The sequence below is a fragment of the Terrabacter terrigena genome (genome assembly GCF_042676085.1).
GTDB lineage: Bacteria > Actinomycetota > Actinomycetes > Actinomycetales > Dermatophilaceae > Terrabacter > Terrabacter terrigena.
This window is the reverse complement of sequence record NZ_JBHTKH010000001.1, coordinates 559,118-582,194: the sequence shown is the minus strand read 5'-3', so window position 1 is coordinate 582,194 and position 23,077 is coordinate 559,118. Positions and strand designations below refer to the sequence as shown.

Annotated in this window: 24 protein-coding genes; 15 read left to right on the top strand and 9 right to left on the bottom strand. The window is 71.7% G+C overall.

Annotation, left to right across the window (positions count from 1 at the left end; translation table 11 throughout):
- Positions 1–60: 60 nt before the first annotated feature.
- The gene (locus ACFQ2V_RS02685) at positions 61–1,788 is read left to right on the top strand and encodes a VanW family protein (RefSeq protein WP_386050499.1); all 1,728 of its coding nucleotides are present in this window, start codon (positions 61–63) and stop codon (positions 1,786–1,788) included.
- A 7-nt stretch (positions 1,789–1,795) separates the two neighbouring features.
- Here ACFQ2V_RS02685 and ACFQ2V_RS02680 read toward each other — a convergent pair whose 3' ends face one another.
- A complete protein-coding gene (locus tag ACFQ2V_RS02680) occupies positions 1,796–2,905 on the bottom strand; it encodes a GNAT family N-acetyltransferase (protein ID WP_386050497.1) in 1,110 nt (369 codons plus the stop codon).
- A gap of 62 nt (positions 2,906–2,967) precedes the next feature.
- Here ACFQ2V_RS02680 and fdxA point away from each other — a divergent pair, with 62 nt between their 5' ends.
- From fdxA to ACFQ2V_RS02660, 4 genes are all read left to right on the top strand, one after another.
- Positions 2,968–3,294, top strand: a complete 327-nt coding sequence (gene fdxA / locus ACFQ2V_RS02675) for a ferredoxin (protein ID WP_020143133.1) — start codon at positions 2,968–2,970, stop codon at positions 3,292–3,294.
- The gene (gene dapC / locus ACFQ2V_RS02670) at positions 3,291–4,415 is read left to right on the top strand and encodes a succinyldiaminopimelate transaminase (RefSeq protein ID WP_386050496.1); all 1,125 of its coding nucleotides are present in this window, start codon (positions 3,291–3,293) and stop codon (positions 4,413–4,415) included. The genes fdxA and dapC overlap by 4 nt, the downstream gene beginning before the upstream one ends.
- A gap of 155 nt (positions 4,416–4,570) precedes the next feature.
- On the top strand, positions 4,571–5,839 hold the full coding sequence (locus ACFQ2V_RS02665; RefSeq protein WP_386050494.1) for a citrate synthase: 1,269 nt from the start codon (positions 4,571–4,573) through the stop codon (positions 5,837–5,839).
- A 77-nt stretch (positions 5,840–5,916) separates the two neighbouring features.
- Entirely contained in the window at positions 5,917–6,267 is a 351-nt protein-coding gene (locus ACFQ2V_RS02660; protein WP_386050492.1) for a hypothetical protein, read from the top strand.
- Between the two features lie 46 nt (positions 6,268–6,313).
- Here the strand turns inward: ACFQ2V_RS02660 and ACFQ2V_RS02655 are convergent, their stop codons facing one another.
- Together ACFQ2V_RS02655 and dapD are read right to left on the bottom strand one after the other, a co-directional pair.
- Positions 6,314–7,096, bottom strand: coding sequence for a hypothetical protein (locus tag ACFQ2V_RS02655; RefSeq protein WP_386050491.1), 783 nt, complete (start codon positions 7,094–7,096; stop codon positions 6,314–6,316).
- A 169-nt stretch (positions 7,097–7,265) separates the two neighbouring features.
- Positions 7,266–8,198, bottom strand: coding sequence for a 2,3,4,5-tetrahydropyridine-2,6-dicarboxylate N-succinyltransferase (gene dapD / locus ACFQ2V_RS02650; protein ID WP_386050490.1), 933 nt, complete (start codon positions 8,196–8,198; stop codon positions 7,266–7,268).
- Between the two features lie 92 nt (positions 8,199–8,290).
- Here dapD and dapE point away from each other — a divergent pair, with 92 nt between their 5' ends.
- From dapE to ACFQ2V_RS02630, 4 genes are read left to right on the top strand one after another with little or no spacing between them, the layout of a single operon-like run.
- Positions 8,291–9,397 carry a succinyl-diaminopimelate desuccinylase gene (gene dapE / locus ACFQ2V_RS02645; protein ID WP_386050489.1) on the top strand — a complete coding sequence of 369 codons (1,107 nt, stop codon included), beginning with the start codon at positions 8,291–8,293 and terminating at the stop codon, positions 9,395–9,397.
- A gap of 23 nt (positions 9,398–9,420) precedes the next feature.
- The gene (locus ACFQ2V_RS02640) at positions 9,421–10,194 is read left to right on the top strand and encodes an LOG family protein (protein WP_386050487.1); all 774 of its coding nucleotides are present in this window, start codon (positions 9,421–9,423) and stop codon (positions 10,192–10,194) included.
- Positions 10,191–10,736, top strand: a complete 546-nt coding sequence (locus ACFQ2V_RS02635; RefSeq protein ID WP_386050485.1) for a cell division protein DivIVA — start codon at positions 10,191–10,193, stop codon at positions 10,734–10,736. The genes ACFQ2V_RS02640 and ACFQ2V_RS02635 overlap by 4 nt, the downstream gene beginning before the upstream one ends.
- The gene (locus ACFQ2V_RS02630; protein ID WP_386050484.1) at positions 10,733–11,941 is read left to right on the top strand and encodes a hypothetical protein; all 1,209 of its coding nucleotides are present in this window, start codon (positions 10,733–10,735) and stop codon (positions 11,939–11,941) included. The genes ACFQ2V_RS02635 and ACFQ2V_RS02630 overlap by 4 nt, the downstream gene beginning before the upstream one ends.
- A gap of 1,023 nt (positions 11,942–12,964) precedes the next feature.
- Here the strand turns inward: ACFQ2V_RS02630 and ACFQ2V_RS02625 are convergent.
- Complete coding sequence (locus ACFQ2V_RS02625) at positions 12,965–13,798, bottom strand: enoyl-CoA hydratase/isomerase family protein (protein WP_386050482.1); 834 nt, start codon at positions 13,796–13,798, stop codon at positions 12,965–12,967.
- 152 nt (positions 13,799–13,950) lie between these two features.
- On the opposite strand from ACFQ2V_RS02625, the gene ACFQ2V_RS02620 reads away from it, so the two are divergent.
- A complete protein-coding gene (locus ACFQ2V_RS02620) occupies positions 13,951–14,124 on the top strand; it encodes a DUF3117 domain-containing protein (RefSeq protein ID WP_076262632.1) in 174 nt (57 codons plus the stop codon).
- 116 nt (positions 14,125–14,240) lie between these two features.
- Here the strand turns inward: ACFQ2V_RS02620 and ACFQ2V_RS02615 are convergent, their stop codons facing one another.
- Complete coding sequence (locus tag ACFQ2V_RS02615; RefSeq protein ID WP_386050480.1) at positions 14,241–14,864, bottom strand: O-methyltransferase; 624 nt, start codon at positions 14,862–14,864, stop codon at positions 14,241–14,243.
- A gap of 72 nt (positions 14,865–14,936) precedes the next feature.
- On the opposite strand from ACFQ2V_RS02615, the gene ACFQ2V_RS02610 reads away from it, so the two are divergent.
- The 5 genes from ACFQ2V_RS02610 (at position 14,937) to tatB (ending at position 18,992) form a co-directional block, all read left to right on the top strand.
- The gene (locus tag ACFQ2V_RS02610) at positions 14,937–15,395 is read left to right on the top strand and encodes a hypothetical protein (RefSeq protein WP_386050478.1); all 459 of its coding nucleotides are present in this window, start codon (positions 14,937–14,939) and stop codon (positions 15,393–15,395) included.
- Between the two features lie 142 nt (positions 15,396–15,537).
- Positions 15,538–16,197 carry an RNA polymerase sigma factor SigE gene (gene sigE / locus ACFQ2V_RS02605; RefSeq protein WP_386050476.1) on the top strand — a complete coding sequence of 220 codons (660 nt, stop codon included), beginning with the start codon at positions 15,538–15,540 and terminating at the stop codon, positions 16,195–16,197.
- 19 nt (positions 16,198–16,216) lie between these two features.
- A complete protein-coding gene (locus ACFQ2V_RS02600; protein WP_386050474.1) occupies positions 16,217–16,897 on the top strand; it encodes a hypothetical protein in 681 nt (226 codons plus the stop codon).
- Complete coding sequence (locus ACFQ2V_RS02595) at positions 16,894–18,582, top strand: S1C family serine protease (RefSeq protein WP_386050472.1); 1,689 nt, start codon at positions 16,894–16,896, stop codon at positions 18,580–18,582. Before ACFQ2V_RS02600 ends, ACFQ2V_RS02595 begins: the two co-directional genes overlap by 4 nt.
- A gap of 56 nt (positions 18,583–18,638) precedes the next feature.
- Positions 18,639–18,992, top strand: coding sequence for a Sec-independent protein translocase protein TatB (tatB, locus tag ACFQ2V_RS02590; protein ID WP_386050470.1), 354 nt, complete (start codon positions 18,639–18,641; stop codon positions 18,990–18,992).
- Between the two features lie 176 nt (positions 18,993–19,168).
- Here the strand turns inward: tatB and ACFQ2V_RS02585 are convergent, their stop codons facing one another.
- The 4 genes from ACFQ2V_RS02585 to ACFQ2V_RS02570 form a co-directional block, all read right to left on the bottom strand.
- Positions 19,169–20,311 carry an Mrp/NBP35 family ATP-binding protein gene (locus ACFQ2V_RS02585; RefSeq protein WP_386050468.1) on the bottom strand — a complete coding sequence of 381 codons (1,143 nt, stop codon included), beginning with the start codon at positions 20,309–20,311 and terminating at the stop codon, positions 19,169–19,171.
- 109 nt (positions 20,312–20,420) lie between these two features.
- Positions 20,421–20,990, bottom strand: coding sequence for a DUF1003 domain-containing protein (locus tag ACFQ2V_RS02580; RefSeq protein WP_386050467.1), 570 nt, complete (start codon positions 20,988–20,990; stop codon positions 20,421–20,423).
- Positions 20,987–22,294: a magnesium transporter MgtE N-terminal domain-containing protein gene (locus ACFQ2V_RS02575; RefSeq protein ID WP_386050465.1), complete on the bottom strand. Its 1,308-nt coding sequence runs from the start codon at positions 22,292–22,294 to the stop codon at positions 20,987–20,989. Before ACFQ2V_RS02575 ends, ACFQ2V_RS02580 begins: the two co-directional genes overlap by 4 nt.
- A gap of 17 nt (positions 22,295–22,311) precedes the next feature.
- Entirely contained in the window at positions 22,312–22,998 is a 687-nt protein-coding gene (locus tag ACFQ2V_RS02570; protein WP_386050463.1) for a hypothetical protein, read from the bottom strand.
- Positions 22,999–23,077 lie beyond the last annotated feature (79 nt).

Sequence of the window (23,077 nt, the reverse complement as noted above, 5' to 3'; positions counted from 1 at the left end):
CCGAAAAGCAGGGCTTCGGGCATTACCTTCGTGGCAGCCGATCCGCTGACCGGAGACCCCATGTCCGACGACCCGTACCTCGACCCTCGCCGTGAGCGCCGCTCCACCGTGCTGCGCCTCGTCGTCGCCGTCGTCGTGCTCGGTGGCGGCTACGCCGGGCTGTGCACCTGGTCCTCGCAGCACGTTCCGGCGTCCATGTCGGTGGGTGGCATCCAGGTCGGGGGCATGACGCCCGAGGCGGCGCGGGCGTCCATCGAGAAGGGGTCACGCTCGCTGCTGGCCACGCCGATCGCCCTGACCGTGCCCGGGCGTGCAGACCCCGTCGAGGTCGTGCCGGGCGACGCCGGGCTGCGCATCGACGCCGACCGCTCCCTCGACGGGCTCACCGGCTTCACGCTCGACCCGAGGCGGGTCTGGGACAAGCTCACCGGGTCTGTCGAGGCGCCCCTGCTCACGAACGGCGACGACGACCGCCTGACCGCCTACCTCGAGAAGCTCGCGCCCAGCGTCGCCGTGGAGCCCGTCGAGGGGCGGGTGACGTTCCCGGGCGGCTCCGTGGCCGTCGACCTGCCGGTGCCCGGCCGCACGCTCGACATCGCCGCCACGAAGCTCGCCCTGCGCCAGGCGTTCCCCGAGTCGACCGAGGCGACGGCCGCAGTCCGCGAGACCGACCCCCGGGTCAGCGCCGAGACGGTCCAGCAGACAGCCGACGAGTTCGGCAGCACGGCGATGTCGCGGCCTCTGACTCTCGTCAGCGGCGCCACGCGTGCACTGCTCGCGCCCGCGGAGTACGCCTCGATGGTCTCGGTGGTGCCCGACGGCGCGGGCGGCCTCGAGCCGGCCTTCGACGAGAAGGCCCTCACGAAGCTCGTCTCCACCAAGGTGCGGGCGACGACGCGCACGGCGAGCAGTGCCCGCTGGGTCTTCGAGGCAGGCAACGGCAAGCCGCGCCTGGTGCCGTCCGTCGACGGTCTGGCTGTCGACGAGGACGCCGTCGGCAAGCGCGTCGTGGCCGCGATCTCGGGCACCGACCGCACGGTCGACGTCCGACCGTCGGTCGCCGTCCCGCCGTTCACCACGCAGGACGCCCAGAAGGCGGGCGTGACGACGATGGTCGCCGACTTCACGAGCCCCTTCCCGACCAACGACACGACCCGGACGAACAACCTGGTCGTGGCGACGAAGCGCATCAACGGCACCTACGTGCCTCCGGGAGGCACGTTCAGCCTCAACGGCATCCTCGGCGAGCGCACCACCGACAAGGGGTACGCCGACGGCACCGTCATCATCAACGGCCGCCTGACGCGTGGCACGGGCGGCGGCATCAGCCAGGTCTCGACGGTGATCTACAACATGGCCTACTTCGCCGGAGCCGACATCCAGGAGTTCACCGCGCACGCCTTCTTCATCCCGCGCTACCCCGAGGGGCGCGAGGCGACGGTGTACTGGCCGAGCGTCGACAACAGGTGGAGGAACGACACGGCATACGGGATGTTGCTCCAGACGTGGGTCGAGGGCGGCTTCGTCCACGGACGCGTGTGGAGCACCAAGACGTGGGACGTCAAGTCGGTCAAGGGTCCGCGACGAAACGTCGTGCCTCCCAAGACGATTCGCATCGACGGCCTCAAGTGCTACCCGCAGCAGCCCAACCCGGGCTTCGACGTGACGGTCACCCGGCAGTGGTTCCGACCCGGCTCACCCACGCTGGTCAAGAGCGAGTGGGTGCGCACGCACTACATCCCCGAGGACAGGATCGTCTGCACCAACCCGGCGGCCACCCCGCCGTGACGACCGGTCAGGCCGACGCCTTCGCGACGTAGGTGTACTCGTGGTGCACCGTGAAGCCGAGGTCGCTCCAGAACGCGACGCCCGCCGCGTTGTCGCCCGAGACCTGGATGTACATCGCCGGCATGTTGTTCTCGCGCGCGACCATCGCAGCCGCCGACACGATCGTCGTGGCCACGCCCGAACGCCGGTGGTCGGGGTGCACCCACAGGCCGAAGATCCCGGCCCAGCCGGGGTGGATCGCGAGTCGGGCCAGGCCGATGATCGCGTTGGTGCCGGGGTCGCGCACCGACAGGAAGAGCTGGCCGTCGCTGCCCGTGAGGACGGCCTCGGTGGCGCCGGGCACGACCGGGCGCTGCTCGGCGTAGGTCGTGAGCCAGTCCAGCTGGAGCTGGGCATCGGCCGTGACGGGTGCGGACTGCTCGGTGAGCGGGGGAACCGCCGCCGAGAGGCCGGTCATGACGAGCACGCGCTGCCAGCTCTCGTGACCTCCTCCGACGACGTAGCCGCGCTCGAGAAGCTCTGCGACGGCCGGCTGCTCCGCCGGGTCGAAGCCGCTGGCGCCGTGCACCTGGAAGATCGCGGGACGGCCGCGGTCGGCGTACCACCTCTCGGCGAAGTCGATCGCCTTGGCGACCGGGAGGCTCGGGTCGCCGACGACGAGCGCCGAGTTGGCGCGGCCGGTGAAGCCGTCGGAGGCGCGCAGCACCCAGTCGCCCACGCCGCCGCGGTCGACCGCCTGCCAGCCCTTGGCCATCAGCTTCTCGAGGTCGTCGGCGGAGACTCGCTCGTGCGCCCGGCCGGTGCGGCTCGCGGGTGGCGGGACGTCCTTGGCGGCGAGCACGTCGGCGCGGATCAGCTTCACCCGCTCGGTCCTCGTGTCGACGACGAGGAAGTCGGCGTTGCGTGCGACGAGCTCGCCGACGAAGTCGGTCGCGGCGGCGCCCTCGCCCTCCTCGAGGCGGTAGCGCACGACGACCCGGCTGCCGATGGTCAGGCCCGCGGTGAGGCGGTGCCCGGGGGTGTCGGTGCCGCCCGGAGCACTCGTCGCCGAGCCGGTCTGGGAGCCCGTCTCGGGGTGGGTCTCATCGGTGGGGCCGTGCGTGGGCTCGCCGTTCATGTCCGGCATACTAGGCGGTGCAGCATCCGCTCCCGAACGCTCCACAGGAGGTCCCGCTCCCCATGACCTACGTCATCGCCCAGCCTTGCGTCGACCTGAAGGACCGTGCCTGCATCGAGGAGTGTCCGGTCGACTGCATCTACGAGGGCAAGCGGTCGCTCTACATCCACCCCGACGAGTGCGTCGACTGCGGCGCCTGCGAGCCCGTGTGCCCCGTCGAGGCGATCTACTACGAGGACGACGTCCCCGAGCAGTGGGCTGACTACTACAACGCCAACGTCGAGTTCTTCAACGACCTCGGCAGCCCCGGCGGCGCCGCGAAGCTCGGCGTCATCGACAAGGACCACCCGCTCATCGAGGCCCTGCCCCCGCAGGAGCACGACGAGTGACACTCACCGTCAGAGGGCTCGACCTTCCTGACTTCCCCTGGGACTCGCTCGCGCCCTACAAGGCGCGGGCGGTCGCGCATCCAGGGGGCATCGTCGACCTGTCCGTCGGTACGCCGGTCGACCCGACCCCCGAGGTCGTACGCCGGGCGCTGGCCGAGGCGGCCGACGCCCCCGGCTACCCGCTGACCGTGGGCACCACCGACGTGCGACAGGCAGTCGTCGAGTGGTTCGAGCGCCGACGTGGCGTCGCCGGCCTCACCGTCGACTGCGTGCTCCCGACGATCGGGAGCAAGGAGCTCGTCGCCTGGCTGCCGACCCTCCTGGGCCTGGGCTCCGGTGACGTCGTCGGCATCCCGGCCGTCGCCTACCCGACCTACGACATCGGCGCCCGCATCGCAGGTGCGGCGAGCGTCGTCGCCCAGTCGCTGACGAGCCTGGGGCCGCTCACGGCGTCGACCACCCCGAAGCTGCTGTGGATCAACAGTCCCGGCAACCCCAACGGCCAGGTGCTCGGCGTCGGCCACCTGCGCAAGGTCGTCCAGTGGGCCCGCCAGCACGGCGTGGTGGTCGCGAGCGACGAGTGCTACGCCGAGCTCGACTGGCGCGAGGGCCAGTTCGGCACCTCGACGCCGAGCATCCTGCACCCCGACGTCTCGGGAGGCGACCACACGGGTCTCCTGGCCGTCTACTCCCTCTCCAAGCAGTCCAACCTCGCCGGCTACCGGGCGGCCTTCGTGGCCGGTGACCCGGCGATCGTCAGGACGATCCTCGAGGTGCGCAAGCACGCCGGCATGATCATGCCCACACCGGTGCAGCACGCGATGGCGGTCGCCCTGCGCGACGACACCCACGTGCAGGCGCAGCGCACGGCATACGCCCGCAGGCGTGAGCAGCTGCTCGCAGCGGTCACCCGGGCGGGCCTGCGGGTCGACCACTCCGAAGCGGGCCTCTACCTGTGGGCCACGCGCGAAGAAGACTGCTGGGCAACGGTTTCCGACCTCGCCGACCGCGGCATCCTCGTGGCTCCGGGCGCGTTCTACGGCGCCGCTGGCGCCCGCCACGTGCGCATCGCGCTGACGGCCACCGACGAGCGCATCGCCGCCGCCTGCGAGCGACTCTGACCCCGTGCGTCACGCCAGTCACGGCGGGCGTGTGCGGCCGGTCCGGTGGTGGACCTGTTTTCTCGGCCGGGAGCACGCTGGGGTAACGTCGCTCGCGGATACGTCCGGCGTCTCTGGGCCGGAGTGACAGGAGGCGAGGAACAGTGACGAAGGCAGTGGACGCAACACTCAAGGTCGCAGACAAGGAACTCACGTTCCCGGGAGTCGACGCCGTGGAGGGCAACGACGGGCTCGCCGTGGGCTCCCTGCTCAAGGAGACCGGCCTCGTCACCTACGACGTCGGTTTCGTCAACACCGCGTCGTGCAAGAGCGCGATCACCTACATCGACGGCGACCAGGGCATCCTGCGCTACCGCGGCTACCCGATCGCCGAGCTGGCGGAGAAGTCGACGTTCGTCGAGGTCGCCTACCTGCTCATCTACGGCGAGCTGCCGACCCCCGAGGAGCTGACGCGCTTCGAGGACTCCATCCGCCGGCACACGATGCTGCACGAGGACCTCCGCGCGTTCTTCAACGGCTTCCCGCGCGACGCGCACCCGATGCCGGTGCTCAGCTCGGCCGTCTCGGCGCTGGGCACGTTCTACCAGGACAGCCTCGACCCCTTCGACCAGGAGCAGGTCGAGATCTCGACCGTCCGGCTCCTCGCGAAGCTGCCCACCATCGCGGCCATGGCGCACAAGAAGAGCGTCGGTCAGCCGTACATGTACCCCGACAACTCGCTGTCGTTCGTCGAGAACTTCCTGCGGATGACGTTCGGCTACCCGGTCGAGCCGTACGAGGTCGACCCGACCGTCGCCAAGGCCCTCGACCTGCTCTTCATCCTGCACGCCGACCACGAGCAGAACTGCTCCACCTCGACGGTGCGCCTGGTCGGCTCGGCCCACGCGAACCTCTTCAACTCCGTTTCGGCCGGCATCCATGCCCTCTCCGGCCCGCTCCACGGCGGTGCCAACCAGGCCGTGCTCGAGATGCTCGGCAAGCTCCACGCGTCGGGCGACGACCCGAAGAAGTTCATGGAGAAGGTCAAGGCCAAGGAGCAGGGTGTCCGCCTCATGGGCTTCGGGCACCGCGTCTACAAGAACTACGACCCGCGTGCGGCCATCATCAAGAAGGCCGCCGACGACATCCTCGAGAAGCTGGGCCAGAACGACCCGCTGCTCGAGATCGCCAAGGGTCTCGAGGAGATCGCCCTGGCCGACGACTACTTCGTCGAGCGCAAGCTCTACCCGAACGTCGACTTCTACACCGGCCTCATCTACAAGGCCATGGGCTTCGAGTCGAAGATGTTCACGGTGCTCTTCGCCATCGGTCGCCTCCCGGGCTGGATCGCCCAGTGGCGCGAGATGATGAACGACCCCGAGACGAAGATCGGCCGCCCGCGCCAGATCTACACCGGCGAGGCCGAGCGCAGCTACCCCGGCTGAGTAGCACGCCGGCTCGACCGCGGATCCACCCGATGCCCCCGCCCCGCAAGGGACGGGGGCATCGGCATGATGGGTGCGTGGCCAAGTACATCGTCAACGATGCGGCCGTCGCCCGGTGCCGCGAGCTCATCGACGCACAGCAGTACGTCCTCGACAGCGACTGGGGCCAGGTGCAGCCCGACGCGGCCGCGCAGAACGCGTACCTGGAGAGGCACTCGTGGGACGACTACGCCGCGTGGCACCTCGGCCTGACCGAGGGCGCGAACGACGACACGAAGGCGCGTTACGCCTTCGTCTACGGAGACCTGCGGCGCGTGCACCGGACCGCCCTCATCGCGTGCGTGTACCGCGCCTCCGAGTGGCGGCACAAGGACGTCGAGCTGGCCGCGCACGACCTGCTCCAGCACCTCGACAAGGCCACCGGCTGAGGGTGCCCGGCGGGAGCGGCCCGGCCAGGCAGCCCGAAGTATGCCGTCAGCCGAGCTTGACGGTCACCGTCGTCCCGGCCGTGCCCCCCGACCAGCCCTCGTCGCCGCGGTCGCGGTCCCAGGCGCGCTGTCCGACCGACACGGACGTGACGCCGTACAGCTCGGCACGCGCCACCGACCAGTGCGCGACGGCCCACGCTGTCGTCGCGTTGCGGGCCGAGACGGTCACGGTGCCGTCGCCCGCACGCGCCGAGGTGACGCCCATCTGCTGCGACAGGTCACCGATGACCCGCGACGGCGACACCGCCTGCTTGACGGCGTCGAGCCGGCAGGTGAGCCCGGCCGGCGAGTGCCCGGTCAGGGTGGAGGCGAGCACACGCCCCTGCCCCTCGTGGTCACGGTAGGCCTCCGGGAAGCCGCTCTTCTGCACGCGCTGGGCGATCTTCGTGATGTCGGCCGTCTCGTAGCCCTTGAACCGCTCGAGGGCGTCGTAGAAGCGGTTCGTCGAGTGGACGGGGTCGAGGATCTCCTTCTCGGTGCCCCAGCCCTGGCTCGGCCGCTGCTGGAAGAGCCCGAGGGAGTCGCGGTCGCCGTAGCGCAGGTTGCGGATCTTCGACTCCTGGAAGGCCGTCGTCAGCGCGATGGTCGCGGCCCGCGGCGGCATCTCGCGCTTGACCGACAGGGCCGAGATGAGCGCGGCGTTCGCCGTCTGGTCGGGGTCGAAGGTCTCGGTCATGCCCGACGCCTTGATGGTGCACTGCGGGTTGACCACGCTGGAGATGAGGAAGCGTGCACCGAACCAGCCGGCGCCACCCACCAGGGCGAGCACGACCAGCAGTGTCACCCAGCGACGACGCCGGCGCGCCGGCGCACGCCCGCGTGAGAGCCCGCGGCCGCGGGATTCGGCGAGGGTGGGGCCCGTTCGGGTCGTCGGCATGGGGTCCTCAGGTAGTCCGGCTCTGGTCCGAACCGGTCGAAGGGCTTTGGTCGTGGATCGGTCAGTCGTTGGCGTGCAGGGCGGCGTTGAGGGTGATGCCCGTCCCCTTGCGGTCGCGGGCCTCGACGGCACCGCTGACGCTGTTGCGGATGAAGAGGATGTTGCTCGAGCCCGACAGCTCCTTGGCCTTGACCACGGACCCGTCGGGAAGCGTCACCTTGGTCCCCGCCGTGACGTAGAGCCCGGCCTCGACGACGCAGTCGTCGCCGAGAGCGATGCCGATGCCTCCGTTGGCTCCGACCAGACAACGCTCGCCGATGCTGACGCGTTCCGTGCCGCCGCCCGAGAGGGTGCCCATGATCGAGGCCCCGGCGCCGATGTCGGAGCCGTCGCCGACGACGACACCCTGGACGATGCGGCCCTCGACCATCGAGGTGCCGAGCGTGCCGGCGTTGAAGTTGCAGAAGCCCTCGTGCATCACCGTGGTGCCGGGGGAGAGGTGGGCCCCGAGGCGCACCCGGTCGGCGTCGGCGATGCGCACGCCCTGCGGCACGACGAAGTCGGTCATCCGCGGGAACTTGTCGACGCCGTAGACCGCGACGTGCTGCCCGCGGGCGCGCAGCCGCAGCCGGGTCTGCTCGAAGCCTTCGACCGCGCACGCGCCGGCGCTCGTCCACGCGATGTTCGGCAGTGCCCCGAAGAGGCCGTCGAGGTTGACGGTGTTGGGTGCCACGAGGCAGTGCGAGAGCAGGTGCAGCCGCAGGTACGCGTCGGGGGCGTCCGTGGGGGCGGCGTCGAGGTCGATCTCGACCAGACGCACCTCGGTGCGCACGCGTCGCGCGTCGTCGGCGCCGACCAGCGCGTCGAGGCCTTCGGGCGCCACCGCGTCGGCGGGCGCCGTGCCCAGCGCCGGCTGCGGGAACCAGGTGTCGAGCACCTGCCCGTCATCCGTGATCGTCGTCAGTCCGTGACCCCATGCGCTGCGCTCCGACATGGGGGCAAGGATATGGGGCAGCGCAGCGGATCGGCACACGCACCCGAGGACCGGACGCCCCGGCGGAGGGTACGGCCGCTAGCCTTCCCCGTATGCCGTCGACCCCGCTGCCCGCCGACCCGACCCCCGCGCCCGGCCCGGTCCTCGACCTCGGCACTGACGTCACGACGCTCACCGCGGCGATCTGCGACATCGAGTCGGTCAGCCAGGACGAGGAGGCGCTCGCCGACGCCATCGAGGCCGCGCTGCGTCCGCTCTCGCACCTCGAGGTGACGCGTGACGGCAACACCGTCGTCGCCCGCACGTCGCTGGGACGCGACGAGCGCGTCGTGCTTGCCGGCCACATCGACACCGTGCCGCTCACCGACGTGCCCAACCTGCCCACCCGCCGCGTCGACGACGAGCTGTGGGGCCGGGGCACGGTCGACATGAAGGGCGGGGTCGCGGTGATGCTCCGCATCGCGGCCGAGGTCACCGAGCCGGCCCGCGACCTCACGTTCCTCTTCTACGAGTGCGAGGAGATCGACGGCAGGTACAACGGCCTCGCCCGGGTCGCGGAGACCTCGCCCGACCTCCTGGCGGGCGACTTCGCCGTGCTGCTCGAGCCGACCAACGGCGCCATCGAGGGCGGCTGCAAGGGCACGCTCCGGGTCGAGATCACGACCACGGGCGTCGCGGCACACTCCGCCCGGCCGTGGAAGGGCCACAACGCGATCCACGACGCGGCGGTGGTGCTCGCGCGCCTCTCCGCCTACGAGGCCGAGACGATCACCGTCGACGGGCTCGACTACCACGAGGCCCTCCAGGCCGTGGGCATCACGGGCGGCATCGCAGGCAACGTGATCCCCGACCGGTGCGTCATCACCGTCAACTACCGCTACGCGCCCGACAAGAACACCGACGAGGCACTGGCCCACGTGCGCCAGGTCTTCGACGGGTTCGACGTCGTGCTCACCGACGCCGCCGACGGCGCCCGTCCCGGCCTGCTCCTGCCGGCGGCCAAGGCGTTCATCGACGCACTCGGCGTGCCGGTGAACGCCAAGGAGGGCTGGACCGACGTGGCTCGCTTCTCGGTGCTCGGCATCCCGGCCGTCAACTACGGGCCGGGCGACCCCAACCTGGCCCACATGGACGACGAACGCTGCCCGGTCGGGCAGTACGCCGACGCCGAGGCCGCCCTGCTGCGCTGGCTCGCATAGGCGCGCCGCTTAGGGTTGTCGGTGTGAGCGACGAACAGCCCGACACCCGTCTCCCGGGGGAGCCGCGAGAGGACCGCCGCCAGACCGGCCCGGTCACACTGCGGCGTCACAAGGTGCCCCGGACCACGACCGACCAGCGCCTGCTCGAGGGCCACCAGCCCGCCGACTGGCTGCACGCCGACCCGTGGCGGGTCATGCGCATCCAGTCCGAGTTCGTCGAGGGCTTCGGTGCGCTGTCCGAGCTCGGTCCGGCGGTTGCGGTGTTCGGCTCCGCGCGCACGCGACCCGACGACCCGGCATACGCCATGGGTGTCGAGGTGGGTCGCCTCCTCGTCGAGGAGGGCTACGCCGTCATCACGGGCGGCGGGCCCGGCGCGATGGAGGCCGCCAACAAGGGCGCGTTCGAGGCGAAGGGCACGTCCGTCGGGCTCGGCATCGAGCTGCCGTTCGAGACCGGCCTCAACGAGTACGTCGACCTCGGCATCAACTTCCGCTACTTCTTCGCCCGCAAGGTCATGTTCCTCAAGTACTCCCGCGGGTTCATCGTGCTGCCCGGCGGGTTCGGCACGCTCGACGAGCTCTTCGAGGCGCTGACCCTGGCGCAGACACAGAAGGTCACCGAGTTCCCCGTCGTGCTCATGGGCGTCGACTACTGGCAGGGCCTGCTGGACTGGCTGCGCGGCACGGTGCTCGACAACGGCATGATCAGCTCGGCCGACCTCGACCGGCTCGTCGTCACGGACGACCCGCACGAGGCCGTCAAGCTGATCCGCACCTACGAGGAGCCGCGCACGTGAAGTGGTTCATCCTCTTCGTCGGCATCGTCGTCCTGTGCCTCGTCGTCGCGCTCCTGCTCGGGCTCGCCGGCGGCGGGCTCGGGCGCGCGAGCTCGAGCCTGAGCCACGAGCCGCTGCCCGACGAGCCCCTCACCGACGCCGACTTCGACGACCTCGTCTTCGACGTCGGGGCGCGGGGCTACCGCATGAGCCAGGTCGACGGGGTCGTCGACCGGCTGCGTCGTGAGCTGCGCGAGAAGGACGAGGAGATCGCCGTGCTCCGTGGCGAGCCGCTCCCGGGTGCCGCAGCTGCGACCGTGGGAGCGACCGAAGCGGCATCCGAGGCGGCGACCGAAGACGTGTCCGAAGGCGCGTCCGAGAGGGCACCCGAGCGGGCCGCCGAACCCGACCCGGACCCGGACCCGAGGCCTGAGCGGGTCACCCGTTCCACCCCGGCCGCAGGCGACCACGCCCCGGTGGTCGAGGACGGCTCGCCGGCCGACGACGGGGGCGGCACGCGTACGCCGTCCGCTCCGACGGTCGGACACGAACGCACTCCATGACCGAGGTCCGACCCCTGCGCCCACGGCGCGTCTTCATCGGCTGGGTGCTCGCCGCGTACGCCCTCGCCCGCGTCGTGTCGACCACGATCCTGCTGCTCGTGCTGCCGCACCAGGTGCCGAGCAGCATGACGGGCGGCGACGGGGTGCCGGTCACGTACTTCTCGTTCACCGCCCTGTGGGACGGCGAGTGGTACGGCCGCATCGCCGAGGACGGCTACCCCGAAGTCCTCCCGGTCTCCGACTCCGGCCGGGTCGGCCAGAACCCGTGGGCCTTCTACCCGCTGTTCCCGCTGCTGTCGCGGCTGCTCATGGCCGTCACGGGACTCGGGTTCCCGACCGTCGCCTCCACGATCGCGCTGCTCTGCGGCGTCGGCGCCGCCGTGCTCATGGGGCTGCTGCTGCGCGAGCGCATCGGCGACCCGGCGGCATACCTCGTGGTCGCCCTGTGGGCCAGCTTCCCGGCCTCGGTCACGCTCCAGCTCGCCTACACCGAGTCGCTCGCGATGCTGCTGCTCGTCGGCTACCTCCACGCGCTCTCGCGGGAGCGCTGGCTCGTCGCGACGGCGGTCGCCCTGCTCATCGGCCTGTCGCGCCCGATCGCGGTGCCGTTGGGGCTCGTGACCCTGGTCGTCGTCGTGATGCGCTGGCGCAGGCGCCGCGAGCGGCCGATCTCGACCGGCACGTACGCGTCGATGCTCGCCTCGCTCGTCGGCTGCGGGGTCGCCGGGCTGCTGTGGCCGGCGATCGCCTGGTGGCGCACGGGGTCGAGCTCGGCCTACACCGACACGATGGCCGCCTGGCGCAGCTACGACACCGTCGAGCTCTTCGTGCCGTGGATCGACCGCGTGCACGACCCCACCTGGGGGCCGTGGCTCGTCGGCGGCCCGATCGTCATCCTGCTCATGGTCGCCGGCCCGTGGGCGCGCAACCTCGGCGCCGACCTGCGCACGTGGACGCTGGGCTACACCTTCTACCTCATTGCCACGCTCGACCCCTTCACGAGCATCTTCCGCTACCTGATCCCGCTGTTCCCGCTGCTCGTCGTCGTGCTCGGCGCCGGCTGGGCCGACCGCCGCGGCAACACGTGGAGGCGCCTGCTGTGGCGGTTCGTCCCGCTGCTCCTCGTCTTCGTCGGCGGCCAGTACTGGTGGACCGACGAGCTCTGGCGCTACGTGCCCTCACCCACCGGCGACTACCCCCCGTGACCCAGCCCCTGAGGTTGCCGGCCCCGAAGGCTGACTTCATGGATTCGCACGTGATCCGGCGTTCCGTGGGGTGATCGCCCCACCAGGGTGCCCGATCACGGAGCAGGGCACTCGGGAGACCCCGGCATGCGTGTCCACACCTGCGGTCGGCGAGGGGCCGGTCGTCCACCGGGACGGGCCACGGCCGGCACCCCCTGCGGCGACCCTGTGAGGCTGAGTCATGGCACTCACCCCGGCAGCAACCGCTCTTGCCGAGTCGCAGGGGGCGTCCTCGCCCGACGGCAGCGGCTCGATGCGGGCGTCACGCGAGAGACCCTCCGGTGGCGGGTCGGCCGCGACTGGCGGCTGCTGCTCCCCGGCGTCTACGCGCTGCAGACCGGGACTTCGCCGCTGCAGCTGCGGCTCGTCGCGGCGCAGCTCATGGCCGGCGAAGGCGCCTGGCTCGCAGGTTCCACTGCGGCAGCGCTGCACGGGATCCGGGCGTGCTCGGTGACGGTGCCCATCCAGGTGCTGGTACCGGCGTCCCGGCGGTCGCGCCGCATCGCGTGGGTCCGCATCCGGAGCACGACCCTGGTCGGCGAGGCAGTGGTGTCTCGCGGCCCCCCCGAGGCTCGGCTGCCTTCCGCGTGCGGTCGTCGATGCCGCCTCCGAGGCGGTGGACGAGCGCACAGCTCGTGCCATTGCCATCGAGGCGGTGAACGACGGCTCGTTCGGCTCGATGACCTGGAGCTCTGGGTCGATGCCCGCGGACGCGCTGGATCAGTCCGCCTGCGCCGCATCCTGGACGAGGTCGGCGCCGGGGCCTGGTCGGTGCCCGAGGGTGACCTGCACTGGTGCGGACCTCGCGCCGCCTTCCGCGACCGATGGCCGACCCGTTGCTCACCGGCCCGTCCGGTGGGGCGCTCACCTCGCCCGACGTGTGGTTCGACGACGTCGGCATGGCGGTCCTGGTCCAGTCGCGGACGGACCATCCGCGCTTCGACCTGCAGACCCGCCCAGACCGCGACGTCGGGGCGGGAGGCCTCAGGTGCCGGTATAGGTCGGGGCCTGCTTGGCGAGGAACGCGTCGACCGCGGCACGGTGGTCGTTGCTCGCCCCGGTCAGGGCCATCAGCTCCGCCTCGTTGGCCAGGGCGGCGGCCAGGTCCGCGCTCGCCGAGAAGGCGACCGCCCGCCGGATCGACCCGTACGCGAGCGTCGGCCCGTCTGCGAGCTGCCGCGCGAGCTCATCCACGGCGGCCTCGAGCTCGTCGGCCGGCACGACCTTCGTCACCAGGCCGAGCGCAAGGGCCTCGTCGGCGGGGACCGTCCGCGGCAGGAGCAACAGCTCCTTCGCCCTGGCCGGCCCCACGAGCCGGGGGAGCGACCACGAGGCGCCCGAGTCGCACGAGAGCGCGATCCCCGCGAACGAGGTGTTGAGGCCGGCCCGGTCGGACGCGATGCGGAAGTCGCAGGCGAGGGCGAAGCTGAGCCCGGCTCCGGCGGCCACGCCGTTGATCCCCGCGACGACCGGCTTGTTCATCGTCGAGAGGGCCGTGACGATCGGGTTGTAGTGGTCGGTCACCGTCGTGGCGAGCGTCGAGCTCGGGTCGCCGAGGCTGCGCACGTGCTCCTTGAGGTCCTGCCCCACGCAGAACGCCCTCCCGGTGCCGGTGAGCACGACGCAGCGCACCGCCGGGTCGTCCCCGACCTTGCGCAGCGCCGACACGAGGGCGTCCTTGAGCGCGTTGTCGAGGCTGTTCATCGCCTCGGGCCGGTTGAGCCGCAGCCAGGCGATGCCGTCCGCGACCTCGACGAGCAGCGGGGCGGGGGAGGCGGGGGTCTCGGCGGGGCGACGGTCGTCGGCGGTCTCGGTCATGCGCGTCACTCTGTCCCATTCCGTCCCGGTGCGGAAGCGTGAAGGGGTCTTCGACGCCCTGACGTGCGGACTCTCACATCCCCAATTAGGTCTCGCAAACGAGACACGGAATAATGGGAGCAAAGACCGAGGATTCCTAGGGAAGGGGAACCATGGCAGCAATGAAGCCGAGGACCGGCGATGGCCCGCTCGAGGTCGTCAAGGAGGGTCGCGGCATCGTGCTGCGGATGCCCCTTGAGGGCGGCGGCCGGCTCGTCGTCGAGATGACCCCCGACGAGGCTGCAGCTCTGCGCGACGCGATCCAGGGTTGTGACGGCGTCAGCTGACCCTTCGCCTGATCCAGGTCCGGCGGCCCCTGACCACCAGGTCGGGGGCCGTTTCGCGTCCCCGCCCGGCGCTCCGAGCACGTGTGCCGCCCGCCCGGCCGTGCGGCATACGCCCTCTAGCGCTTGACGGCGACGAGCAGGCCCTCGCCGACGGGCAGCAGCGACACGGCGTACTGGTCGTGGTCGCGGATGCTGCGGCCGACGTCACGCAGGGTGCGCGTCTCGGCGTCGCGGTTGGCCGGGTCGGACTCCTTGTCGCTCCACGTCATGACGAGCGTGCCACCGGGCCGCAGCAGGCGCGTGGCCTGGGTGAGGTAGTCGGGGTACTCGAGCTTGTCGGCGTCGACGACGACGAGGTCGTACGCGGCGTCGGTCATGCGGGGGAGCACCTCCAGGGCGCGGCCGGCGATGACGCGCGTGCGCTGGTGCGCGATGCCGGCGGCGGCGAACGCCTCTCGGGCCGCCCGCTGGTGCTCGGTGTCGAGGTCGATCGTCGTGAGGATGCCGTCGGCCGGCATGCCGCCGAGCAGCCACAGGCCCGAGGCGCCGGCGCCCGTGCCGATCTCCATGACCGCCTTGGCGCCGATGGCGGCGGCGAGCACCTGCAGCACCGAACCGACACCGTTGCCGACCGACTCGGCACCGAGCTCCTCGCCGCGGTGGCGGGCCGCGTCGATGTGCTCGCTCGCGGCGACGAAGTCCTCGGCGTGCGACCAGGCTGCGACCTTCTGGGTGCTCATGTCCGTCACCCTACTGTGACGGGATGGGCAGGTTCGGCAGCCTGCCGGGCGCGATCGGGTAAGGATCAGGTCATGGACGAAGCGGACAGGCCGACGACCGAGCACCAGCGTCCCGACGGCGTCGACGACGCCACGGTCGAGGCACTCGGCAAGCTCTCCGAGGCGCTCGAGGTGATCGAGGACGCCCGGGGGCACCTCTACGGGTTCCACCGGCTGACCGGGACCGCCGACCTGGCGCTCGGCGAGGCCGTCGACCTGCTGCGTGACTCGGGCCACGCCGAGCTGGCCGACAGGATCTCGACCGAGCTCGTCGGCCGCAACGTCATCGAGGGGCGGTGGACCTTCCAGATCATGGAGGAGTACGACGACGGCTACTACGCGACCTTCAAGCGGCTCGAGGCGCTCGCCCGTGACGAGCTCGTCGGCGGTCGGCGCCACCTCTTCGAGGCGGAGATGAAGGAGGACCGTCGCACCCACGGCCGGCGCCACCACGAGGCGGTTCCCCACGACGGCGGGGAGCAGTCGCCGTGACCGTCCGGAGCACGACCCCACAGGTGATTCACAGGTTCCGGCTGGCGACCCGACAGCCGGGTTCGGGACGATCGGTGGGAACGAATCGAACATCGACGGCGTTCTTGTCGATGAACCGTCCCCGTGAAAGGCCCCGCCCCCAGTGAGCACCAGCGTGACGTCCACCTCTCCCGCCCGCGGGGATCAGGCCGACTCGACATGGACGCCTCCCACCTGGGAGGAGATCGTGGAGCAGCACTCGGCCCGCGTCTACCGCCTCGCCTACCGCCTCACGGGCAACCCCCACGACGCCGAGGACCTGACGCACGACGTCTTCGTGCGCGTCTTCCGTTCCCTGCACTCCTACCAGCCCGGCACGTTCGAGGGCTGGCTGCACCGCATCACCACGAACGTCTTCCTCGACAAGATGCGCCGCAAGCAGCGCATCCGCTTCGACGCCCTGCCCGACGACGCCGCAGGCCGCATCCCGAGCTTCGAGAAGGGCCCCGAGCAGACCTACCACGACGCTCGCTTCGACGACGACGTGCAGCGCGCCCTCGACGCGCTCGCGCCCGAGTTCCGTGCCGCGGTCGTGCTGTGCGACATCGAGGGCCTGTCCTACGAGGAGATCAGCGCCACGCTCGGCGTCAAGCTCGGCACGGTGCGCTCGCGCATCCACCGCGGCCGCGCCCAGCTGCGTGAGGCCCTCGCGCACCGCGCGCCCGAGGTGGCTGCTGCGGCCCGTCCCGCCAAGCCCGGCACGCGCACCGGCCGCGCCGGCCTGCGCCTTCCCGGTCGTCGAGTCGCGGCGAGCACGCACTGATGGGGCCGGGGGTGATGTCGTGACGCCGCACCTCAAAGGACACGTACGCGCCTACGTCGACCGCGCGCTCCCGCCTGCGCTCCTGCACCTCTACGACAAGCACGTCGTCTGCTGCACGACGTGCCGCGCCGCCGCCGACCAGGAACGGCGCATCGTCGCGTCCCTGCGCGCCGACACCGGCGTGCCGATGAGCCTGCGCACCTCGCTCATGGGCCTCGCCGCCGTCGAGCCGACAGAGGGCGCCCCGGCGCGCAGTGCCCCGCGCGTCCCGGTTCCCCCACTCGGCTTCCGTATGCCGTCCGCGCCGTCCTACGACCCCGTGCCCACCGTGCGCCCGACCGCACCGGCCCTGCACCGCTCGCCGATGCGCGCGGCGGTCGTCGCCTCGATCGCAGCCGGGGCGTCGGTGGCCGCCGCGTGGGGCCTCGCCATCACGCCGGTCCCCGGCACCCGGGCCCCCGTGGTGCGTGGGCCGATCGCCAACCTCGGCGTCAGCCCGGTGGGGGCATCGAGCTTCGGCGGTTCCGCGCTACCGGCGAGCCGGGTCACGACCCGCGACCCGCAGCGCACCAACGACCTCGGCACCCGCTCCGCCTACTGGGTCGTCACGAACGGGGTCGTCAACCGCGCGCCCTCGACGCCGGGGGCGCAGGGCCTGTTGCGCGGCACCGACGTGAGTTCGGCACAATCGGGCCCATGACCGACGAGTCGACGACGCCGGACCGCGAGCCGACCCCGGAGGCTCCCGAGCCCGCTGCGCCCGAACGACCCGCTGCAGAGGGCACCCGCACCCTCGGCCCCGAGCCCGAGGAGACCGGCATCATCGACCTGCACGACACCCGCGCCATCCCGTCGGCTCCGGCTGGGCCGCCCGTTGCCGCCACCCCACCTGCTCCCGCGGCCCCGACCGGCGCCGGCCAAGGCGGCTCTTCCGGCGACGACAGCGGTGACGACGCATGGTTCGACGTCTTCGGCGGCGAGCACCCCGCTGAAGGCGCCGCGGTCCCCGCCCGTGCCGACGCGTCCTGGGGCAGCGACCGCGCCGACGCGCTCGCCGAGGAGGCCCACCGGTCCGCCTACGCGCCGCCGGTCTCCGACCCCGCGACGGCCCGTGCCACGCCGGGTCCGGCAACCGATCCGGGCGTGGCTGTGACCACCCCGGCCGCAGCGGCCGCCGGCGTGGGTACGGCGCCCCAGACGACGGCATACGCAAGCCCCGGCCCGCAGGGCCCCACCGACGGGTCACCCACGCCCGGCACGACGCCCCCCGCCGCGGGGGTGCTGCTCGCCGACGAGCCCGCACCGCGCCCCCGCCGACGCCGCGGCCGGCTCGTGGCGGCCGTCGCGGGTCTGTGCCTGCTCTCGGGCGTGGTCGGCGGCGTGGCCGGCCAGCTCGCCGAGGACCGCATCAACACGGGCGCCTCGACCCTGCCCGAGCCCGGGCCCGGCGCGACCGCCCGACCGCCCGGCTCCGTCGCCAACATCGCGGCAGCCGCCCTGCCCAGCGTCGTCACCATCAAGGTCGACGGCGGCAGCGAGGGTTCGGCCACGGGGTCCGGCTTCGTCATCGACAAGAAGGGGCACGTGCTGACGAACAACCACGTCGTCGCGACCGCTCCCGACGGCGACATCGAGGTCGTGCTCAGCAACGGCGACGCCCAGAAGGCCACGATCGTCGGGCGCGACACGAGCTACGACCTCGCCGTGCTCAAGATCGGGCGCACCGACCTCACCCCGCTGCGGCTCGGGCCGTCCGACAAGGTCGTCGTCGGCGACCAGGTCATCGCGGTCGGCGCCCCGCTCGGGCTCGACCAGACGGTGACCACCGGCATCGTCAGTGCGCTCAACCGACCGGTGAGCGCGGGCGAGGGCCCCGAGTCCTCCTTCATCAACGCGATCCAGACCGACACGGCCATCAACCCCGGCAACTCGGGTGGTCCGCTGCTCGACATGAGGGGCGAGGTCATCGGCATCAACAGCGCGATCGCCCGCGTGCCGGGCACGACCGGATCCACCGGCGGCAGCATCGGGCTCGGTTTCGCCATCCCGAGCGACCAGGCCCGGCGCACCGCCGACCAGCTCATCGCCACCGGCAAGGCCACCCACCCGATCATCGGCGTCTCGCTCGACCGCACGTTCTCGGGTGACGGTGCGCAAGTCTCCGACCAGCCCGGCGCCGTGACAGCCGGCGGGCCGGCCGCCAAGGCCGGCGTGAAGGCGGGCGACGTCGTGATCGCCTTCGAGGGCAAGCGCATCCGCACACCCGACCAGCTCATCGTGTCCATCCGGGCGCGGGCCGTCGGTGACACGGTGAAGCTCAAGGTCGAACGCGGCGGCAAGGAGATCGATCTGTCCATGACCCTCGAGGCCGATCCCGGCAAGTAGGTCCCAGCCCGCCGACATAGGATGGCGCAGCCGAGACGTGCTGGAAGCGAGGGACTGTGTTCGACATCAACGGGTGGGAGCTGCTCCTGCTCGGCTTGCTCGCGATCGTCATCCTGGGACCTGAGCGCCTGCCCGAGTACGCCGCGAAGTTCGGCAAGTTCGTGCGCCAGGCCCGCACGATGGCCGACCGGGCGAAGCAGCAGCTCAAGGACGAGATGGGCCCGGAGTTCTCCGACGTCGACTGGCGGGCCTACGACCCGAGGCAGTACGACCCGCGCAAGATCGTGCGTGACGCGCTGGCCTCGCCCCCCGAGGACTACGAGCCGGCGCCCGTCGTCGACAAGCCGGTCAGCGCGCCCAAGTGGCACGACCCGACGGTGCCCACGCCCTGGGACGACGAGGCGACCTGAGGGTCCCGTTCGACGCCCAGCGGCGGGCCCCGGTTCTCGGACCTGCACCGCGCGTGGGTCGACTCCCTCGCCTGACCTTCGCGAAGGCAGTCAGGCACCGTACGCCGCACGCGCCAGACATCGAAAGAGCACTCCGTCACGTGGCGGAGTGCTCTTTCGATCGAGGAAGGCGGCGGTCAGCGGCCGGCGGGGGTGAGCCCCAGGGAGCGGCCGGCGAGACCGCGGGCACGGGCGCCGAGTCCGCGGGCGATGCCCCGCAGCGCGACGCCGGCGGCCGAGTCGGGCTCACCGAGCACGACTGGCGTGCCGCTGTCGCCGCCCTCGCGCAGGCGCGTGTCGAGGGGGATCTGGCCGAGCAGCGCGACGGGTGCCCCGATGCTCTTGCTGAGCGAGTCGGCCACGGCCTGGCCGCCGCCGGAGCCGAAGATCTCCTGGCGGGTGCCGTCTGGCAGCTCGAGCCAGCTCATGTTCTCGATGACGCCTGCCACCCGCTGGTGGGTCTGCAGCGCGATCGAGCCTGCCCGCTCGGCGACCTCGGCGGCAGCCTGCTGGGGCGTGGTCACGACGAGGATCTCGGCGGTCGGGATGAGCTGCGCGACGGAGATCGCGATGTCACCGGTGCCGGGCGGCAGGTCGAGCAGCAGCACGTCGAGGTCACCCCAGAAGACGTCGCCGAGGAACTGCTGCAGGGCTCGGTGCAGCATCGGGCCGCGCCACACGACAGGCTGGTTGCCGGGAACGAACATGCCGATCGAGATGACCTTCACGTCGTGGCTGATCGGCGGCAGGATCATGTCGTCGACCTGCGTCGGGCGCTGCTCGACACCGAGCATGCGCGGCACGGAGAAGCCGTAGACGTCGGCGTCGACGACGCCCACCCGCAGGCCCTGCTCGGCCATCGCGGCGGCGAGGTTCACGGTCACCGACGACTTGCCGACGCCGCCCTTGCCGGACGCGACGGCATACACCCGCGTGAGGCTGTTGGGCCTGGCGAAGGGGATCTCCTTCTCGGGGGCCCCGCCACGCAGCTGCGAACGCAGCTCGGCGCGCTGCTCGTCGCTCATGACGTCGAGCTCGACCTCGACGGCCGTGACGCCCTCGAGGGCCAGCAGGGCGTTGCTGGAGTCCTTCGTCAGCGTCTCCTTCATCGGGCAGCCGGAGACGGTGAGGAAGATCGCGAGGTCCACCTTGCCGGCCTCGTCGATCTCGACCGACTTGACCATGCCGAGCTCGGTGATCGGCTTGCGGATCTCGGGGTCGTTGACCTTCGACAGCGCCGTGAGCATGGCGTCACGGCTGGGCAGCACGGGGACAGGCATGTCCTCCATCGTATGCCGCCCTGCCGGGCCTCCCGACCACGCCCGGTGTCTACCGCAACACACCGCCAAGGCGGCGGGTCGCGGGTGTCGCGGGCCGGTGCCCCGTGGCCTACTCGGTGTGGTGGGCGGGGTGTTGCGGGGGGTGGGGGCCGTCGTCGCCGCGGAGCAGGGAACGGTCCTCGAGCTCTTCGAGGAGGCTGCGCAGCTCGCTGCGGACGAAGTCTCGCGTCGCCTGCTCGCGCAGGGCCAGGCGGAGCGAGGCGACCTCACGGGTGAGGAACTCGGTGTCGGCCAGGTTGCGCTCGTCACGGGCGCGGTCCTGCTCGAGGGCCACCCGGTCACGGTCGGCCTGGCGGTTCTGCGCGAGCAGGATGAGCGGGGCGGCGTACGACGCCTGCAGGCTGAGCATCAGCGTGAGGAAGATGAACGGGAACTCGTCGAAGATGAGCCGTGCGGGCGCCAGGGTGTTCCAGACGATCCAGGCGGCGACGAAGACCGTCATGCCGATGAGGAAGCCGGCGGTGCCCATGAGGCGGGCGAACCTCTCGGAGAGGACGCCGAAGGCCTCCTGAGAGAAGGTCAGGCGGGGCAGGACGCGGGCGCGCTGCTCCTGGGGCTGGTCGAGCTTGTCGCCGCGCACGGCACGCGAGCCGGGACGACGCTCGGCGCGCTCGCTCACGGGCGCACCTCCAGCTCGTGCCGTTCCTCACGCCAGTCCTCGGGGAGGATGTGGTCGAGCACGTCGTCCACCGTGACCGCCCCGATGAGGCGGCCGTCGTCGTCGACGACGGGGAGCGAGACGAGGTTGTAGGTCGCGAGGGTGCGCGTGACCGTCTCGAGCGACGCGCCGGCGGCGAGGGGCTCGATCTCCTTGTCGATGATCGACCCGATCGCGCCGTGGGGGGGCTCGCGCAGCAGCCGCTGGAAGTGGACGAGGCCGAGATAGCGGCCGGTCGGTGCCTCGAGAGGTGGGCGGCAGACGTAGACCATCGAGGCCAGGGCGGGGGCGAGCTCCTCGCGTCGCACCGTGGCGAGGGCCTCGGCGATCGTCGCCTCGGGGCCGAGCACCACGGGCTCTGTGGTCATCATGCCGCCGGCGGTGTTCTCGTCGTAGGAGAGCAGGCGTCGCAGCGGTGCGGCCTCGTCGGGCTCCATGAGCTGGAGCAGCTGCTCTGCCTGCTCCGGCGGGAGGTCGGCGAGCAGGTCGGCTGCGTCGTCGGGCTCCATGGCCTCGAGCACGTCGGCGGCACGCTCGGTGTCGAGACCGGCGATGATCTCGACCTGGTCGTCCTCGGGCAGCTCCTCGAGCACGTCGGCCAGGCGCTCGTCGTCGAGCGCCGCGGCCACCTCGGCGCGACGCTTGGGGTTGAGGTCGTGGATGACCTCGGCGAGATCGGCGACCTTGAGGTCGTCGTAGGTCTCGAGGAGGCGCTCGGCACTCTGGGCCCCGGCCTGCTCGTGCAGGCCCACCACGTCGCGGATGTCGACGAGCATGGTCTTGCCCGAGCGTCGGCGCGTGAGGCGCGACATCGCCTTGGACGCGGGAGAGATGCCGGTCGGCGCCTGCCGCACGAAGACCCGGGTGCCCAGCCAGTCACGGCGCGGGCCCTGCTCGATGGCGAGGTCCTCGACGAGGGCGTCGGCGAAACCGGCCTCGACGGCCTCAGGGGCCGTGACGCGGACGGCGCGGTCGAAGAGCTCGGCGGCGACGAGCACCTCGTTGACGCGCTGCTCGAAGCGGCGCATGTTGACCAACCCGGTCGTGATGACCGCGCCTGCGTCGATGGAGGTGACCCGGGTCATCGGAACGAAAACCCGACGCCGACCGGGGACCTCGACGACGAGCCCGATGGCGCGCGGCTCGGGCCGGTTCACCGCGAACATCACCACGACGTCGCGCACCCGGCCGACCTGGTCGCCGAGCGGGTCGAAGACACTGAGTCCGGTCAGGCGTGCGACGAAGACTCGGGTGCTCGCACTCATGGGGCAAGGCTATGGGTTCAGCGGCCCCGTCGTCGGCCGCCACGTCGCTGGCGCTTCTTGCGCAGCTTGGCCCGCTCCTTGGCAGCCTGGCGCGCGGCCTTCTTCTCGTCGCGCAGCCGCTTGCGCTCGGCCTTCTCCTCGCCACGGCCGCCCCAGTGCCACGGGCGCCACGAGGTGGTGGTCGCCGTGGTGCGCGCCGGGGGCTCGCGATGGTCGTGGGCGGCATACGCCCCCGGTGACTCGAGCGGACTGTCGAAGGGGACGAGCGCCGTCACGGTGCACTCGGCCGCCCAGCGGGTCAGCGAGTCGTCGACGGCGTTGAGCCGTGAGGCGCGCAGCAGCTCGGTCGCGCGCTGCCACTCCGGTGTGCCGGGCTCGAGCACGTGCACGTGGGCGCGCACCGTCAGCAGGCGGCCGCCGGTGTCCTTGCTGCGCAGGATGAGCCGGACCTCCTTGGGCAGCCACGGGAGCGGCTGCTCGCCGGGGCCGCTGACGACGAGGGCGGCACCGTCGTCCCACACGTGCCAGGCCGGCCAGGTGCGGTCGTCGGCCACCTCGATCCAGAGCAGGCCCGACTTCGCCATCGCCTCGTTCAGCAGCGCCGAGGCGTTGGCCGACTGCGGTTCGGCCTGCTGGTCGGCCGCGGGCTGGTTCGCAGGCGGGGTTGCCGGCGGAGTTGCTGGCTCGGTCGCGCGCTCGGTCACACCGCCACCATAGTGATGCCGAACTCATCGACGGCGGGCGTGACTGTCGTCATAACGCGGGTCTCTGACCCGTTGCTAC

Bases quoted from the DNA above. Each gene is read 5' to 3' on its own strand.
- ACFQ2V_RS02575 (WP_386050465.1), bottom strand. From the start codon at position 22,294: ATGAGTGCGAGCACCCGAGTCTTCGTCGCACGCCTGACCGGACTCAGT.
- ACFQ2V_RS02680 (WP_386050497.1), bottom strand. From the start codon at position 2,905: ATGAACGGCGAGCCCACGCACGGCCCCACCGATGAGACCCACCCCGAG.
- ACFQ2V_RS02585 (WP_386050468.1), bottom strand. From the start codon at position 20,311: ATGCCTGTCCCCGTGCTGCCCAGCCGTGACGCCATGCTCACGGCGCTG.
- ACFQ2V_RS02615 (WP_386050480.1), bottom strand. From the start codon at position 14,864: ATGAGCACCCAGAAGGTCGCAGCCTGGTCGCACGCCGAGGACTTCGTC.
- ACFQ2V_RS02625 (WP_386050482.1), bottom strand. From the start codon at position 13,798: ATGACCGAGACCGCCGACGACCGTCGCCCCGCCGAGACCCCCGCCTCC.
- fdxA (WP_020143133.1), top strand. From the start codon at position 2,968: ATGACCTACGTCATCGCCCAGCCTTGCGTCGACCTGAAGGACCGTGCC.
- dapE (WP_386050489.1), top strand. From the start codon at position 8,291: ATGCCGTCGACCCCGCTGCCCGCCGACCCGACCCCCGCGCCCGGCCCG.
- ACFQ2V_RS02595 (WP_386050472.1), top strand. From the start codon at position 16,894: ATGACCGACGAGTCGACGACGCCGGACCGCGAGCCGACCCCGGAGGCT.
- ACFQ2V_RS02620 (WP_076262632.1), top strand. From the start codon at position 13,951: ATGGCAGCAATGAAGCCGAGGACCGGCGATGGCCCGCTCGAGGTCGTC.
- ACFQ2V_RS02685 (WP_386050499.1), top strand. From the start codon at position 61: ATGTCCGACGACCCGTACCTCGACCCTCGCCGTGAGCGCCGCTCCACC.
- dapD (WP_386050490.1), bottom strand. From the start codon at position 8,198: ATGTCGGAGCGCAGCGCATGGGGTCACGGACTGACGACGATCACGGAT.
- ACFQ2V_RS02610 (WP_386050478.1), top strand. From the start codon at position 14,937: ATGGACGAAGCGGACAGGCCGACGACCGAGCACCAGCGTCCCGACGGC.
- ACFQ2V_RS02630 (WP_386050484.1), top strand. From the start codon at position 10,733: ATGACCGAGGTCCGACCCCTGCGCCCACGGCGCGTCTTCATCGGCTGG.